Source organism: Stenotrophomonas sp. Iso1, assembly GCF_027497995.1.
GTDB lineage: Bacteria > Pseudomonadota > Gammaproteobacteria > Xanthomonadales > Xanthomonadaceae > Stenotrophomonas.
Genome location: NZ_JAODBT010000001.1, coordinates 1654970 through 1670541 on the forward strand (window position 1 = coordinate 1654970; position 15572 = coordinate 1670541).

Sequence of the window (15572 nt, forward strand, 5' to 3'; positions counted from 1 at the left end):
CGTGTCCCTGCATCATCTTTGGCTCCCGTTGGTCACCTTCGGCGTGGCCGTGGCGGCGACCTGGCTGGCCATTCGCTATGCGGTCAAGCGCCAGCTGGTAGATATGCCGGGTGAGCGACGTAGTCACACCGTCTCCACGCCGCGCGGGGGCGGCGTCGGCATCGTGGTTTCAGTGCTGGCGGCTTGTTTCGCAGCGGCACTGCTGTATCCGGCTGCCGCTGTGCCTGTTGGCGTGTTCGCTCTTGGCTTGATGATGGTGGCGGGGATAGGTTGGTGGGACGACCATCGTTCACTGCCTGCGCTTCCTCGGCTGGGAGTGCATCTGCTGGCGGCGATTCTGTTAGGGCTGCTGGTTTGGACGGGCAGTGGCAGCATGATCAAGGCGTTGTTCTGCGCGCTGCTTGCCGTCTCGTTGATCAACATCTGGAATTTCATGGATGGGATCAACGGCCTGGCGGTCACTCAGGCGATTCTGGTGGCCATTGGCACCGCCTTTCTACTTCCATTTCCGTATGCATTGGTTGGTCTGGTGGTGGCAGCCGCGTGCTTGGGCTTTCTCCCGTTCAATTTCCCCAAGGCCCGGGTATTCATGGGGGATGTGGGAAGCGGGGCGCTGGGCTACTTGATGGCGGGGTTGTTGGCGCTCGGCCTGAGTGTGACCGAGTTGGCCATGCCGCTATGGTTGATGCTGCCAGCCGCGTTCTTCGTTGATGCCGGCTTCACATTGCTGACGCGGATGTCCAAAGGCGAGCGCTGGATGCAGCCACATACCCAACATTTGTACCAACGTTTCGTAAAGCGTGAATGGAGTCACTCCCTTGTTACGGGAGGCTATTCGCTCTTTACCCTTTGCGGAACTACACTTGCAGCGTTGTTTTCAAGGCTTTCCCAAGGTTGGGGATGGGCAGGGGGCGTGATATGGGTGACTGCGACAGCAGTGGCCTGGTTTTTCCTGCGCAGGCGATTTTTCATTAAGGACGAGAGCTGATGGCATCCTGGCAAAAGCGTTTCTTTGCAGACGGTGGCTTGCGTTATGCGGTGATGCTGCACGACTTGGCCATGGTCTGGCTGTGTTGGCAGCTGCTGTTTGCCGCTCGCTACGCCATGCTGGAAAACGCACCGGCATTGCCCCTGTTCTCACCGGATGTGCTGGTAGTGGTCGCCCTGCAGGCGGTCGCCTTCTGGAAGGTAGGGTTGTATCGCGGCCTCTGGCGCTTTGCCAGCGTCGCCGACCTGATCAACATCTTCAAGGCGAGCTTTGTCGGCCTGTTGGCCGTCGTTGTGGTGTTTTCGTACCGCCGGCTGGAGGGCATCCCAATATCTGTCTTGGTGGTGTATCCATTCGCTCTCTCAGCGCTTTTGGGTACTCCACGCTTGCTGTATCGGGCATGGAAGGACTATCAGAACGTCCAATCCGACGCGCGGGCACGTCGGGTGTTGGTGCTTGGTGCTGGCCGGGCCGCCGAATCGCTGATCAAGGATCTGCGTCGTTCTGGCGATTACGAGCCTGTCGGCGCGCTGGATGATTCGACGCATCTGCGGGGAGCAAACCTGCACGGCATTCCGATTCTAGGTGGACTGGATGACGTGGCCTCGGTGGCCAACGAAACCGATGCGAAGCTGCTGGTGATCGCCATCCCCACGCTGGACGCGGCAGGCATGCAGCGGGTGGTGGGATTGTGTGAAAGCACAGGTCTGCCGTTCCGAACCGTGCCGAAGTTGGCGGACATTCTCGAGGGCAGCTCGTTGCCCGGCCAGCTGAAGGAAGTGGCGATCGAGGACTTGCTGGGGCGCAAGCCAATTCTTCCTGACTGGGAATTGATTCGCGGCTGGTTGCGCGGTCGCACGGTGCTCGTTACCGGTGGTGGTGGCTCGATCGGCTCCGAGCTTTGCCGTCAGGTAGCACGCCATGGCGCCACGCGCATTGTTGTGCTGGAAATCAGCGAGCTGCTGATGATCAACATCCAGGCCGAGCTGCGCCGCAGTTTTCCAGACTTGCAGGTGCATGGAGTGCTGGGCGATTGCGGCGACCCTGCAGTGGTCCGGCACGCCTTGAGCAGCTTCAAGCCTGACACCGTGTTTCATGCCGCCGCTTACAAGCAGGTGCCATTGTTGGAAGAGCAGTTGCGCGAAGCGGTGCGTAACAACACGCTGGCGACCGAATGTGTGGCCACTGCCTGTGTCGAGAGCGGAGTGGAGAACTTTGTCTTCATCTCGACTGACAAGGCGGTGGACCCGGCCAACGCACTGGGTGCGAGCAAACGCTACGCCGAAATGATCTGTCAGAGTTTGAACAAGCGCTCCCCTTCAACGCGTTTCGTCACGGTGCGTTTTGGCAACGTGCTGGGATCGGTGGGCAGCGTGGTTCCGATGTTCCGGGAGCAGATTCGCACCGGTGGGCCGATAACGGTGACGCATCCGGATGTCAGTCGCTACTTCATGACGATTCCGGAGGCGTGTCTGCTGATTCTGCAGGCTGCAGCCTCTTCGTCGCGTGGCGCCATCTACATGCTGGACATGGGCGAACCCGTATTTATCCGGCACTTGGCTGAGCAGATGATCCGGCTGGCGGGGAAGGTGCCCGGCATGGATATTTCCATCGTCTATACCGGGCTTCGTGCGGGCGAGAAGCTGCACGAAAGCTTGTTCTACGACGATGAGAACTGCCAGCCAACCGCACACCCGAAGGTGTTTGAAGCCGGTGTGCGGGAATTTTCGCCAGAGTTGGTGCTTAACAACGTGGCGGTGCTGCGACGTGCGATTGCTGCCTATGACATAGACGTGATGCGCAATATTCTGTCCGCCACGATTCCCGAATTTCAGCCCGTTGTAGAACATGCCGTGCGTAGTGCGACGGCAAAGATTGTGCAGTTCCCCACCAAGGAAGCAGGAAGGAATCACTGATGAGCGGTCGTATTAAAAAGGCGGTATTTCCAGTTGCAGGGCTCGGCACGCGGTTTTTGCCCGCGACCAAGACCGTTCCCAAGGAGATGCTGCCGATCATCGACCGGCCGTTGATCCAGTACGCGGTGGATGAGGCCATTGAGGCGGGTTGCGACACGCTGGTGTTCATCACCAACCGCTACAAGCACGCGGTGGCTGATTATTTTGACAAAGCCTACGAGTTGGAACAGAAGCTCGAGCGGGCTGGCAAGCTGGAGCAGTTGGAACTGATCCGGCACGTACTGCCCAAAGGCGTGCGTGCGGTGTTCGTTACCCAGACCGAGGCCTTGGGCTTGGGCCATGCGGTGCTGTGTGCCAAGGCCATCATCGGTGATGAGCCGTTTGCCGTGTTGCTGCCAGACGATCTGATCTGGAACCGTGGCGCCGGCGCACTCAAGCAAATGGCCGACCTCAATCAGGCGACCGGCGCCAGCGTGATCGCCGTTGAAGACGTGCCGCATGACAAGACCGGCAGTTATGGCATCGTCGCTACTGAGACATTCGATGGCCGCCATGGTCGGATTTCACAGATTGTCGAAAAGCCAAAGCCGGAGGACGCGCCCAGTGACCTGGCGGTGGTGGGGCGCTATGTGCTCAGCCCGAAGATTTTCGAGCTGCTGGAGCACACTGAGACCGGCGCCGGTGGCGAGATCCAGCTGACCGATGCCATCGCCCAATTGCTCAAGAGCGAGCCGGTGAACGCGTATCGTTTTGAGGGTAAGCGCTTTGACTGCGGCACCCATCTGGGGCTGGTCGAGGCCACCATTCGTTTCGCGCTGGAGAACGAAAAGCTGGCTGATCCGGCGCGCGAAATAATGAAGAAGATGTTGGCCGAATGAGTTGCTCGGGCCGCTGAAGTTCAGCCGAGACGCGCTTCTGGTCGATGCATCAAAAGAGCCTGGACGTCCTGATTGCAGGGCTTCCGGGCTTTTTCTTGGGTTTTTCGCTGGCTGCGTCGGGACAGCTTCTGCCGAGCAGGGTTTAGCACGGAAGTTCGGCACGACAACTTGGTCGTGCCGACGGGCTGCAGCCGATCAGGCTTCCGGCAGCAGTGGGCGCAGGATGGGCTCCAGTTGTTGCTGGCGCCAGCCTGCCAGGGCATTGGGCCATTGCCCGCTTTCCAGCAGTGATTCCAGGTGCTTGCGCGAGGCGAGCAGGCCGTCCGGAAGGCCGAGTTCGGTGGTGAGCTTGGCAACGGCATCCTGCAGGCGCTTGAACGCGGCTTTATTGCCCTCGGTCGCCTGCAGCGCCATCGGCGCCTCGGCTTCATCAGGCAACGGTGTGGTCAGCGCCTCCCACAGCGATTGCGCCAGCTTGCGCGGTGCCTTGGGGAAGCGGCCAAACACCTTGAGCATCGCCTCGTAGTCGGCCGGTGGCGTGCGTGCGAGCAGGTTGGCCAGCTCGTTGTCCAGGATCCAACTGCGCGGCTTGTCGCTTAGCCGGGCCTGGTGCTCTCGCCAGCGCAATAGACGCAGCAGACGCAGCTGTGCTTCGGGCTCGAGGAACTGTGAAGCGCGCATCGACAGATGCGGCCAGTGCTCGCCTTCATCGCGCGCGACGCTGGCAATCATGCGTTCGCCATCATCCATCAGCCATTGCATACGATCTTTTGCCTGCAGGTGTTCGCTGAGGGTGTCGTGTAGCGCGAACAAATATTCGACATCGTCGGCGGCGTATTCGAGCTGGGCGTCGCTGAGCGGACGTTTGAGCCAATCCGAGCGTGTTTCACCCTTTGGCAGGGTGACGCCGGTGATCTCGGCCACCAGCTTCTGATAACCCATGCCGCCGCCAATGCCGGCCAATGCAGCGGCGATCTGGGTGTCGAACAGCGGGCGCGGCAGAGCGTCACAGGCGGACTTGAAGGCGACCAGGTCTTCGCTGGCGCTGTGCATCACCTTGGTAATCGACGTGTCGGTCAGCCAGGGCTTCAAGGCATCGCACATGCCCGGTATCAGAGGGTCGATCAGCAGGATTTCGTTGCCGACCGCCATCTGCACCAGGGCCAATTGCGGCCAGTAGGTGCGTTCGCGGATGAATTCGGTGTCCAGTCCAATGCGGTCGGGGCGCTGCTGATAGCGCTCTTCCAGTTCCGATGGGTGTTTGATCCAGTAAGCCACGTGGGTTCCGTCGACGGCAGGGTTTGCTCAGGCAGGCGAGAATAGCCTAACGTCGGGCCGTGCCCGTCGAAGCAGACGGGCAAGTGGAGGCTTTTTTGCGTAGAACCGGCCAATTGAAGGGTGTAACGCTGTTGTTGTCGTTGTTGCTTGCCGGTTGCGGACAACCGCCGGGCGGCGCGCCGCAGGCACAGCCGCGCAAGGAAGGAGCGCCATCGCGCAAACAGGCACCTCAGCCGGAGAGCATCGCGATCCCCAAAGCAGCCCGGGTTGTGCCTGATCCCGCCCCCCAGGTGGAATTGACCGCCCTGCCGGTCTGGACCGTGCCTGAGGTGAACTTGCAGCCGGAACAACTGCCTGAAGCGCGCAAGGCCGCCGACAAGGCGCTGGCCGAAGGTCACCTCTACCGGGAGGCCGACGACGCAATTCCGCTCTATCTGGCGATCTTGGCCCAACAACCGCAGGACCGCGCCGCTAAACGAGGGCTGGACAAGGCTCGCCAGCAGTTGCGAACGCAGGCCACAGCTTTGCTTGCGCAACCGGAGAACCAGCGACAGGCGTTGGAGCAGGCGGCCGAACGCGTGGGCGTCGCCGTGGCGCTGGCGCCAGAGGGCAAGGCCGAGCGCGAGTTGGAGCAGCGCATTGCCACCGCCCGACGCTTGTTGGCCCTGAATCGCGCTGGCGAACAGGCGTTGCGCGAGCACCGGTTCGGTGAGGATGGCGGCGGTGCGCAGGCGGCGTTTCGCGAAGTGCTGGCTGCTGATCCGGGCAACAGCCGCGCGCGTCAGGGGTTGGCGGCCATCGAGAGTGGCCTGATCCGACGTGCGGAGCACGCGGCGGCGGTTGAATCCGATTTCCAGGCCGCGGCAGCGTGGCTGGGCAAGGCCAGCACTATTCGCGGCGAAAGCCCGACGTTGGCCGATGCGCGTCTGCGTATCGAAGCTATCCGCACTGCGCAGTTGGATGCCTTGCGCGAAGGCGGTCTGCGCGATCTCACCTCGTCCAAGGGACTGAAGGATGCGAGGCAGAAGCTGGAACAGGCCCAGCACATCGCTTTGGCCGGAGATCGCACGGTCGCGCTGCTGGCTGAGCGCATCGAACTGGTGACCCGCTATGGCAGCTTCCGTCCCCGGCAGGTGTTCTCCGATGCGCTGCAGGATGGCAGCCGTGGTCCGCGAATGGTGGTGGTGCCGTATGGCACGTTCCAGATGGGGGCCGAAGCGGAGGAGATCGGCGCCAATGACGCTGAGCGTCCGCAGCATGCGGTGCGCTTCGATCGCGGCTTCGCCATGACCATCACCGAAGTGACGGTGGCGGATTTTCGCCGTTTCGTGGAGACCGCCAAGTCCCGCCCGCGCGCGACCCGACGCGGTCACTCCATCGTCTATGACGAGCGTAGCGGCAACTTCATCCGCCGCAGTGGCGTGGATTGGCAGTCGGACTACAACGGCCTCAAGGCGGCGCCCAACAGCCCGGTGATGCACGTCAGCGTGCGTGATGCCGAGGCTTACGCGGCTTGGTTGTCCGAGCAGACGGGACGGCACTATCGCCTACCCAGCGAATCCGAATTTGAGTACGCCCTGCGTGCAGGCAGCCAGGGGCGCTATCCGTGGGGCCGCGCGTCGGTGCCGCCGGAGAACACCGGCAACTTCACCGGTAGCCTGGATGTCTCGCCCAGTGGCCGCCACTGGAACAATGCTTTCATCGGTTACGGCGATGGTTTCTGGGGCACCGCGCCGGTAGGCATCTTCAATGCCAACCCCTGGGGCCTGCATGACATGGCCGGCAATCTCAGCGAATGGGTGGCCGACTGTTGGCACGCCAGCTACCGGCGTGCACCGGCCGATGGCGCGGCTTGGTACAACCCGGGGTGCCGGCAACGGGTGATCCGGGGCGGCAACTGGGCCAATGCGCCGGAGCAGACCCGGGCAGCCTGGCGGCAGTCACAGGATTCAGATGTGACCTCGGCCCGCATTGGTTTCCGCCTGGTGCGCGGTATTTGACATTGCCATCGGGGCGGGGCGCGCTAACATCGCCAGCGAACTACCCCGACCCAACTCGAACCCGGCGGAGCCAACATGCGACAAGATCCTTTCGGCAACCAACGCGCGGGTGGACAGCGTCGTGGTGGTGGCCTGTTCGGCAATGTGCGTTGGATCATTCTGCTCGGCTTCGCCGCTTATGGCGGCTGCTATTACTTCGGCAACCGCACGGTGGATCCCTACACCGGCGAGAAAGTGCTGATCGACAGCGCACTGGATGCCAAGGAAGAGAAAGCGCTCGGTCTACAGGCTTACCAGGAGATTCTGTCGCAGGAACGGCCGGTGGATCCCAACAGCGAGATCGCGCGACAGGTGCGTGAAATAGCCAGCCGTCTGATCGCCAAGGTCGATGTTGTGGAAACCGCGCTGGCGCAGGAGCACGGCATGCAGCCGCAGAATTTCTCGCGCGATTTTGATTGGGAAGTGAATGTGTTGCAGTCCGACCAGGCCAATGCGTTCTGTCTGCCGGGCGGCAAGATGGCGGTGTACACCGGGCTCATTCCGATAGCTAAGAACGCGGATGCGGTGGCGGTTGTGATGGGGCATGAAATCGCCCATGCGCTGCTGCGGCACGGTGCGCAGCGCATGGCACAGCAGAAGCTGACGCAGATCGGGCAGATGGCGGGCGCAGCCAGTGGTATGGATGCGCAGCAACAGCAAATGATGATGTCGGCGATGGGCTACGGCTACTTGCTGCCGTACGCGCGCTCGCATGAAACTCAGGCCGACGAGGTCGGCTTGATGCTGGCTGCAGCGGCCTGTTTCAACCCGGAAGAGGCAGTGCCGTTGTGGCAGCGCATGGGCGAGGCCAGTGGTGGTCAGGCGCCGCCAGAATTCTCATCTACGCATCCCAATCCCGGCACCCGCATCCAGAACCTGCAGGCATTGATGCCCAAGGCAATGCAGTACCGTGAACGCTTCTGTACCAGCGGTGCCAGCGCAAGCCGCTAAACCGCCCAATTGCACGACCCCATAACGAACGCCGGCAGATGCTTGCCGGCGTTCGGCGTATGCCCGGAGGCAATGCAATGTGGTTCGGTTGGCGGGTGATGTGGGTGGCAGCGCTGGTCGCGCTGTTGGCAAGTGGGTGTGCATGGGCGCTGAAGCGCCAACAAGTGCCAGGTGGTCGGTACGGCGACGTGCAAGTGCTCAAGCCCAGCGGCGGGACGCGCGCGTTGGTGATTCTCTTTCCTGGTCAGGGGCAATCACCGGCATCACGTCAGCAGCTGGCGCTTGCCTTGGCCGGTGATGGTGCGTGGGTGGCAGTGGTGGACAGTAGTCACTACCGGAGCAAGTTCCGGGGCGGCATGCCGTGCCGGGCGTTGGCTGATGACGCATTGCTGCTTGCCAAGGCCCTACTCAAACAGAAGTTGTCCAAGGACTACTTTCCGCCGTTGTTGGTCGGGCAGGGCGATGGTGCGGATCTGGCGCGTGCGGCTCTGGCCGGTGCTTCCCCAGGTGATATGGCAGGCGCTGTGGTGACATCCGATGCAGGCAACGGTGCGCCCGGATGTATCGCGCCGATCAACGCCGTGCCCGTCACGGTAGTGCCTGAGCAGGTATTGGTGTCCACCGCCAAGGCACATTTTCCAAAGACTTCCTCGGCGGGCCCCAGCGTGCTGCCATTGGTGGAAATGCCGGTGGCGGGTAGTCGCCGTTTGGTGGTGGTGATGTCCGGCGATGGTGGCTGGGCGGATCTGGACAAAGGCATCGCGGAGGAGTTGAACCGGCGCGGTATTTCCGTGGTTGGCTGGAACAGCTTGCGTTACTTCTGGAAACAGAAAACACCGGAGCAGGTGGGCGCCGATCTCAGTCGCGTGCTGGAAAGCTATGGCCGTCGCTGGCAGGCCGATGACATCGCGCTGGTCGGTTACTCGTTTGGTGCCGATGTGTTGCCGTTTGCGTATCCATTGCTACCGCAAGCGCAGCAGCGGCAGGTTCATTTCATATCCTTGCTTGGCATGTCGCACGGCGCAGATTTCAAGGTGCGTGTGGGCGGCTGGCTGGGGCTGGGCAAGCAACGGGAGACACCGGTATTGCCGGCTTTGATGCGTGTGCACGGCGTGGCAGTGCAGTGCATTCACGGCGCCGACGAGAAGGACAGTCTGTGCCGGGACCTGCAGGGCGGGCGCGTGGTGCAGGTGGTCGAGCGCCCGGGTGGGCATCATTTCGACCGGGATCCGGTGAAGCTGACGCAGATTATTCTGGACGGCTGGAGCGCCGCCCGCATCACTCACGACTGAGCATCACCGGATCCACTGCGTTCAACGCGCAATTGCAGCGTGCCTTCAGCCAGACGTGCCTGCAGCTCGTCGCCTGGTTGTACTTGGCCGGAGCTGCGCACCAGTGCGCCGTCATCGCTGCGGGTAAGAATTGAATACCCGCGTGCCACGGTAGCCAGCGGGCTTACCGCTTCCAGCGAACGGGCGATGCCTCGCAGGTGTAGCGCGTCACGTTGTAGATGTCGTGCCATGGCAGCCTGGGCGCGCGGTGCAAGTGCGCCCAATCGCTCGCGCAGTGCGCCCAGCTGACGCTGCGGCTGCGCTCCGCGCAGCACAGCAGCACCGTGTGCAAGACGAGCGCCGCGACGTTGCTGCTGTTGGCGCCAGTTCGCTTGCAGGCGTGCGAAGGCGGCTATCTGGCGATGCCGCAGCAATGCAAGCCGTGACTGTGGGCTGTGTGCCTGCAGGCGCAATGCAGCGCGGTCTGCACGCTGCATTGCTTGATTCAGCATGTGCGCCTGCAGTTGCACTAGACGTTGTTGCAGGCGGCGCAGGCGCAGTGCCAGGTCACGTTGATCGGGAACCAGCAGTTCCGCTGCAACGGAAGGTGTCGGCGCGCGCAGGTCGGCGGCGAAATCGGAGAGGCTGAAGTCGGTTTCATGGCCGACCGCCGAGACGACCGGTGTATTGCTGGCGGCAATGGCGCGTGCCAGCTGCTCATCGTTGAACGCCCACAGGTCTTCCAGCGAGCCGCCGCCCCGGGTGAGCAGGATCACGTCGTAGCGGCCGCTGGCATCGGCCTGACGCAGCAATGAGGTGATCTGCGGTGCTGCGGTTTCACCCTGTACCAGGGACGGCAGCAGCTCCACTTCGAGCAATGGATAGCGTCGTGCCAGAACGCTCAGTACGTCGCGCACTGCGGCACCACTGGGCGATGTGATTACTGCCAGGCGGCGCACATGGGTGGGCAACGGCCGCTTGCGCGCCGGATCGAACAAGCCCTCGGCTTCCAGTCGCGCCTTGAGCTCTTCAAAGGCACGCCGCAACGCGCCTTCGCCGGCCTCTTCCATGTGGTCGAGGATGAGCTGGTAATCGCCCCGTGCTTCGTACAGCGTGAGGCGGCCGCGCACGAGTACGCGCAGGCCTTCGCGTGGCACGAATTTCAACCATTGGCTCTTGGGTTTGAACATTGCCGCACGCACCTGTGCGCGCGCGTCCTTCAGGGTGAAGTACAGATGCCCGGACGCGGGACGGCTGACATTACCCAGCTCGCCTTCCACCCACACCAGCGGAAACGTGCTTTCAAGCAGGTCGCGCGCCAGCGTGTTGAGCTGGCCGGGGGTGAGGATATCGAGACTGCGTTCCATGGATCGGGCAATGCGGCAGTGAAGCGGGCGGTCATGGTCGCATGGATTGGCCGGAGCGCTTATTGCTCGCGGATGTCCGGCGCGTCGGCGTGGCGCTGGAGCGCCCATTGCACATGCTCGCGAACGACGTGGGAAGGGTGTTCAAGACGCTGCACCAGTGCTTCGTTGGCACTGGCAGATGGCGCTGCGTTGCCCAGTGCGACGGCGATGTTGCGCAGCCAGCGCTCGTGGCCACTGCGACGGATCGGGCTGCCCTCGGTGCGACGCAAAAACTCGTCTTCCTCCCATGCAAACAGATCCGGCAACGTCGCGGTGTCGAGGTTGTTACGCACGCGGAAGTCGGGTTCATCGGTGCGATGGGCAAATTTGTTCCAAGGGCAAACCAGTTGGCAGTCATCGCATCCGTAGATGCGGTTGCCCATCAACGGGCGCATTTCCAGCGGAATGGCGCCCTCGTGTTCGATGGTCAGGTAAGAAATGCAACGGCGCGCGTCCAGTCGATATGGCGCGATGATGGCGGCAGTGGGGCAGACATCGATGCAGCGCGTACACGTGCCGCAATGCGCCGTGGCTGGGGTGTCCACCGGCAACGGCAGGTCGAGGTAGATCTCGCCGAGAAAGAACCAAGAGCCGCCGTTACGGTCGATCAGGCAGGTGTGCTTGCCGATCCAGCCCAGCCCCGCGTTGCGTGCCAAGGCACGTTCCAGTACCGGCGCCGAATCGACGAATACCCGGTAACCGAATGGGCCGATTTCACCGGCGATGCGTTCGGCCAGCTTCTGCAGGCGGTTGCGCATGAGCTTGTGGTAATCGCGGCCCAACGCGTAGCGGGCGACGTAGGCGCGCTCGGCATCGTTCAGTGTGGCCCAGGCCTCGGTGTCGTCCTTGTGGCCATAGTCCATGCCTACCGACAGCACTCGCACCGTGCCTGGCAGCAGCTCCTGTGGCCGTGCCCGCAGGCTGCCGTGGCGCGCCATCCATTCCATCGTTCCGTACAGGCCCTTGCCTAGCCAGTCGGCGAGATGGGCTTCGTCGTCGCCCAGTTCGACGCCGCTGATACCGCAACGCTGGAAGCCGGCCTCGCGCGCAAGGTGACGGATGCGCAGCGACAGCTGCGCCGGATTGGCGATAGAAACGGCTTCAGACATGGCGCAAGTATAGAATTGCCAGCATGTCAGAGCCCGTCGCCCTGTTCACGACCGAAGCCGCCCGCCGCATCGATGCGCAGGCCACCGCCCAATTGGGTGGCGATGGTTACGTGTTGATGCAACGTGCGGGGCAGGCCGGCTGGCAGAGCGTGCTGCAGTATTGGCCGCAGGCTCGCCGGATCGTGGTGGTGTGCGGCCCCGGCAACAACGGTGGTGACGGCTATGTGCTGGCCCGTTACGCGCGGCAGTCCGGACGTGAAGTCTGCGTGCTGCATCTGCCGGAAGCGGCCCCGCGCACGCCTATGTCGCAGCAGGCATGTACCGATTATCTGGCCATCGGCGGGCGGGTTGAAATAACGCTGGATTGCCTGCGACAGGCGGATCTCATCATCGATGCGTTGTACGGCCTCGGCTTGGCGCGCGCGCCTGAAGCGGCCGACATTGCCTTGATCAATGCGGTGAATGCTGCCGCTGCGCCGGTATTGGCGCTGGACGTGCCCAGCGGCGTGAATGCCTTCAGTGGTGACGTCCCCGGTGCAGCGATCCGCGCCGAGCGCGTGCTGCAGTTCATCGTGCCGCACCAAGGCCTGCATACCGGCGCTGCACTGGAGTATGGCGGGCAGCGGCTGCTGGCCGAACTGGATGTCCCCGCCGTGGCCTTCGAGGGCGTGACCGCCAGCAGCTTGCGCTGGGCCAGGCCGGTATTGGCGCGGCAGCTTCCCAAGCGCCGGCTCAATACGCACAAGGGCGAGTCCGGCCATGTGCTGTGCGTGGGCGGCAATCACGGTAGCGGCGGGGCGGTGATGCTCAGCGCTGAAGCCGCGTTGCGGAGTGGCGCAGGCCTGGTCAGTGTGGCGACGCGCGCGCTGCATGTGGCTCCGTTATTGGCGCGCTGTCCGGAGGCGATGGCGCATGCGGTTGAGCAGGCTAGTGCGTTGCTGCCACTGTTGGAGCGCGCCAATGTGTTGGCACTCGGGCCGGGCCTGGGTCAAGACGAATGGGCGCAAGCGTTGTGGTTGCTGGCGTTGAACAGTGGCAAGCCGCTGGTGATGGATGCCGATGCCCTGAATCTGCTGGCCACGTCACCGCAGCCACTGCAGCAAGCCATCCTCACACCACATCCGGGTGAAGCGGCGCGCCTGCTTGGTACCGATACCGTCGCAATCCAGCGTGATCGCTTTGCTGCTGTGCAGGCATTGGCTGAGCGCTATGCGTCTGTCGTGGTACTCAAGGGCGCTGGTACGCTGATCGCTGCGCCGGGTCAGGTGACGCGCGTGATCGCAGCGGGCAATCCCGGCATGGCGGTGGGCGGCATGGGCGACCTGCTCACCGGCACCATCGCGGCATTGTGCGCGCAAGGTTTGACGGTATTCGACGCGGCCAGCACCGGCGCGTTGCTGCACAGTCTGGCCGGCGATGCGGCGGCAGCCGAGGGCGAGCGCGGGCTGTTGCCGCGTGATCTGCTGCTGCACCTGCGGGCGCTGGCCAATCCATAATGGCGTCCATGATCGAATTGTTTCTTCCCGAGTCCGAAAGCACCGACCAACTCGGTCAGGCGCTGGCTCTAACCCGTCCCGCGCAGGCGGTGGTGCATCTGCAGGGCGACCTGGGCGCCGGTAAATCCACGCTGGCCCGCGCGCTGCTGCGCGCACTGGGTGTGCAGGGTTCCATCCGCAGCCCCACTTACACCTTGATCGAGCGCTACCCGCTGGAGACCGGCGAGGCGTGGCATCTGGACCTGTACCGCATCGGCAATGCCGGCGAATTGGATTTCCTCGGTCTGGATGAGGGCGCGGCCGACCTGTGGCTGGTCGAATGGCCTGAGCGCGGCACGGGCGGCTTGCCGCCGGTGGATCTGGTCGTAGCGCTGGAAATAGACGGACATGGCCGGCGCGGTCGTCTCCATGCACACAGCGAGGAAGGTCACGCCTGGCTGGAGCGCCTGCGCCAATCCCCTCACTTGCAAGGGGTTTTTGCCCCCTGACAACAGGAAGGTGTGGCAGGTTGCGGATTATTAAGGGAAAAGGTGTTGCAATTGCCGGATTCCGATGATTGAATCCGCCCATGACTACGGGAAACCGCCTGTTCGTACTGTCAGTTGCCGTCGCTGGACTCTGTCTGGCTGCCAGCGCATCCGCGTGGGCGGGCGAGATCCGAGGGGTAAATCTGCACACCGGCAGCACCGGCACCCGCGCTGAAATCCAGCTCGCGGGCGGTGGCAGCTACAAGACCCTGAGCCTGGCCGGCCCGAACCGGCTGGTTGTCGACTTCCCCGATTCCTCGGCGCTGCGCAACCTCAAGTTGCCGGCAGCCATCGGCGTGGTGACGGCCGTACGTACCGGCACCCCGACCCCCGGCACGTTCCGGGTGGTGTTCGACCTTGCTGAAACCGTGGCCGCGTTCAAACCGCAGATCCAAGGGCAGGGCGCTGAAACCAAGCTGGTGATCGAGTGGCCGGGTGAAAGCGCTGGCCGTGCACCGGTTGCGGTGGCCACTGCGTCTGTTCCGGCTCAAGCTGCCACCCCGGCACCGGCGCCTGTTCAAACCCCGGCCCAGTCCAGTGCACAGGCCCGCGTCGAGGCCGCTCGCGCGACTGCAGCGCTGACCGCTGCAGTAAGTCGTCAGGCCGCAACGCCGCCTCCAGCCCCTGCGCCTGTTGCCGCTTCCGTGCCCGTAGCGACGAATGTGATCGCAGCCAGGGACGCGGTGGGTCAGCCATCGCCAGCGGCAATCCTCAATGGGCAGGCGGCTGTCGCCTCCACGCAGGTAACAGGCAACAAGCCGGTAGCCACTGTGGTGCAAACGAGTGTCGTGCCCGCAGCAGTTATCCCGGCGCCGGCAGCGGTCGCGCCTGAAGCGCCGCGCCCGGCAATGCCAAGCGATGCTTCGCGCATCCGCATGCAAGCGGGGATGCGTACCCTTGTGGTGGCCATCGATCCCGGCCACGGCGGCCAGGATCCGGGTGCCATCGGCCCCACTGGCAAGCGTGAGAAGGACGTGACCTTGGCGGTTGCGCGTGAGCTGGCGCGGCAGGTCAATGCCACGCCGGGTCTGCGTGCCTACCTGACCCGCGACACTGATGTGTTCATCCCGCTGCCGATGCGTGCGCAGCGTGCGCGTGCGGCCAAGGCGGACATCTTCATTTCGATCCATGCCGATGCGGCAGAAAACCGCTCGGCTACCGGTTCATCGGTGTATGTGCTGTCCACGAAGGGCGCTTCTTCACAGCGTGCGCGCTGGCTGGCCGACAAGGAAAACGCGGCCGACCTGATTGGCGGTGTCAGCCTCAGTCGCACCGAGGGCACCTTGGCCAATGTGCTGCTGGATCTGGCGCAGAGCGGCAACATGAAGGCCTCTGAAGACGCGGCCGGGCATGTGCTGGGTGGGCTCAAGCGCATCGGCAATAACCACAAGCCGAATCTGGAGCGCGCCAACTTCGCGGTGCTGCGCACCTCGGACATGCCAGCGATGCTGGTGGAAACCGCATTCATCTCAAACGCGGACGAAGAGCGCCGGCTCGTCGACCCGGCTTACCAGCGTCGCATCGCCGGTGCCGTGCTCGATGGCGTGCATACCTTCTTCAGCCGTCAACCGCCGCCGGGCACGTTGTTCGCCGCCCGCGCCCAGGCGGAAATGGATGCCTCGGCCGGCACGGTAGCTGGCGGCAGCAAGTAAACACCGCGCCGGGGTCGTCTCGGCTGAGCGGGATGCCGCTGGAGCATGATTTCAAACGACG

The 15572-nt window shown here is 63.4% G+C and carries 12 protein-coding genes; 9 read left to right on the plus strand and 3 right to left on the minus strand.

All coding sequences use genetic code 11. From position 1 onward, the window contains the following. The first annotated feature begins 1 nt into the window (after position 1). The 3 genes from PAN08_RS07255 to galU are packed head-to-tail and all read left to right on the plus strand — an operon-like array spanning position 2 to position 3782. Positions 2-988 carry a lipopolysaccharide biosynthesis protein gene (locus PAN08_RS07255; protein WP_269790775.1) on the plus strand — a complete coding sequence of 329 codons (987 nt, stop codon included), beginning with the start codon at positions 2-4 and terminating at the stop codon, positions 986-988. After that, positions 988-2904 (plus strand): nucleoside-diphosphate sugar epimerase/dehydratase, encoded by a 1917-nt coding sequence (locus PAN08_RS07260; protein ID WP_269790776.1) that lies wholly within the window; start codon positions 988-990, stop codon positions 2902-2904. The genes PAN08_RS07255 and PAN08_RS07260 overlap by 1 nt, the downstream gene beginning before the upstream one ends. Further along, positions 2904-3782: a UTP--glucose-1-phosphate uridylyltransferase GalU gene (galU, locus tag PAN08_RS07265; RefSeq protein WP_269790777.1), complete on the plus strand. Its 879-nt coding sequence runs from the start codon at positions 2904-2906 to the stop codon at positions 3780-3782. The genes PAN08_RS07260 and galU overlap by 1 nt, the downstream gene beginning before the upstream one ends. A 195-nt stretch (positions 3783-3977) precedes the next feature. Here galU and rnd read toward each other — a convergent pair whose 3' ends face one another. Then, positions 3978-5060: a ribonuclease D gene (gene rnd, locus PAN08_RS07270; RefSeq protein WP_269790778.1), complete on the minus strand. Its 1083-nt coding sequence runs from the start codon at positions 5058-5060 to the stop codon at positions 3978-3980. Between the two features lie 290 nt (positions 5061-5350). Between rnd and PAN08_RS07275 the strand changes: the two genes are divergently transcribed. The 3 genes from PAN08_RS07275 to PAN08_RS07285 all read left to right on the plus strand — a co-directional run bounded on the left by PAN08_RS07275 (position 5351) and on the right by PAN08_RS07285 (position 9342). Next, the gene (locus tag PAN08_RS07275; RefSeq protein ID WP_269791199.1) at positions 5351-7060 is read left to right on the plus strand and encodes an SUMF1/EgtB/PvdO family nonheme iron enzyme; all 1710 of its coding nucleotides are present in this window, start codon (positions 5351-5353) and stop codon (positions 7058-7060) included. Between the two features lie 75 nt (positions 7061-7135). After that, positions 7136-8050 (plus strand): M48 family metallopeptidase, encoded by a 915-nt coding sequence (locus tag PAN08_RS07280; RefSeq protein WP_269790779.1) that lies wholly within the window; start codon positions 7136-7138, stop codon positions 8048-8050. Between the two features lie 77 nt (positions 8051-8127). Then, complete coding sequence (locus PAN08_RS07285; protein ID WP_332840098.1) at positions 8128-9342, plus strand: AcvB/VirJ family lysyl-phosphatidylglycerol hydrolase; 1215 nt, start codon at positions 8128-8130, stop codon at positions 9340-9342. On the opposite strand, the gene xseA is transcribed toward PAN08_RS07285, so the two are convergent. Both xseA and queG read right to left on the minus strand, forming a co-directional pair. Further along, positions 9333-10688, minus strand: coding sequence for an exodeoxyribonuclease VII large subunit (xseA, locus tag PAN08_RS07290; RefSeq protein WP_269790781.1), 1356 nt, complete (start codon positions 10686-10688; stop codon positions 9333-9335). The two genes, PAN08_RS07285 and xseA, sit on opposite strands and share 10 nt — an antisense overlap. Positions 10689-10747: 59 nt before the next feature. After that, positions 10748-11836: a tRNA epoxyqueuosine(34) reductase QueG gene (gene queG, locus PAN08_RS07295; protein WP_269790782.1), complete on the minus strand. Its 1089-nt coding sequence runs from the start codon at positions 11834-11836 to the stop codon at positions 10748-10750. A 23-nt stretch (positions 11837-11859) separates the two neighbouring features. Between queG and PAN08_RS07300 the strand changes: the two genes are divergently transcribed. From PAN08_RS07300 to PAN08_RS07310, 3 genes are all read left to right on the plus strand, one after another. After that, positions 11860-13332 (plus strand): NAD(P)H-hydrate dehydratase, encoded by a 1473-nt coding sequence (locus PAN08_RS07300; protein WP_269790783.1) that lies wholly within the window; start codon positions 11860-11862, stop codon positions 13330-13332. 8 nt (positions 13333-13340) lie between these two features. After that, a complete protein-coding gene (tsaE, locus tag PAN08_RS07305; RefSeq protein WP_269790784.1) occupies positions 13341-13820 on the plus strand; it encodes a tRNA (adenosine(37)-N6)-threonylcarbamoyltransferase complex ATPase subunit type 1 TsaE in 480 nt (159 codons plus the stop codon). An 80-nt stretch (positions 13821-13900) separates the two neighbouring features. Beyond that, positions 13901-15511, plus strand: a complete 1611-nt coding sequence (locus PAN08_RS07310) for an N-acetylmuramoyl-L-alanine amidase (RefSeq protein WP_269790785.1) — start codon at positions 13901-13903, stop codon at positions 15509-15511. The last annotated feature ends 61 nt before the right edge of the window (positions 15512-15572 follow it).

Coding starts and splice junctions, on each gene's coding strand:
- tsaE (WP_269790784.1), top strand. CDS start 13,341: ATGATCGAATTGTTTCTTCCCGAGTCCGAAAGCACCGACCAACTCGGT.
- PAN08_RS07300 (WP_269790783.1), top strand. CDS start 11,860: ATGTCAGAGCCCGTCGCCCTGTTCACGACCGAAGCCGCCCGCCGCATC.
- queG (WP_269790782.1), bottom strand. CDS start 11,836: ATGTCTGAAGCCGTTTCTATCGCCAATCCGGCGCAGCTGTCGCTGCGC.
- xseA (WP_269790781.1), bottom strand. CDS start 10,688: ATGGAACGCAGTCTCGATATCCTCACCCCCGGCCAGCTCAACACGCTG.
- PAN08_RS07260 (WP_269790776.1), top strand. CDS start 988: ATGGCATCCTGGCAAAAGCGTTTCTTTGCAGACGGTGGCTTGCGTTAT.
- PAN08_RS07280 (WP_269790779.1), top strand. CDS start 7,136: ATGCGACAAGATCCTTTCGGCAACCAACGCGCGGGTGGACAGCGTCGT.
- galU (WP_269790777.1), top strand. CDS start 2,904: ATGAGCGGTCGTATTAAAAAGGCGGTATTTCCAGTTGCAGGGCTCGGC.
- PAN08_RS07285 (WP_332840098.1), top strand. CDS start 8,128: ATGTGGTTCGGTTGGCGGGTGATGTGGGTGGCAGCGCTGGTCGCGCTG.
- PAN08_RS07310 (WP_269790785.1), top strand. CDS start 13,901: ATGACTACGGGAAACCGCCTGTTCGTACTGTCAGTTGCCGTCGCTGGA.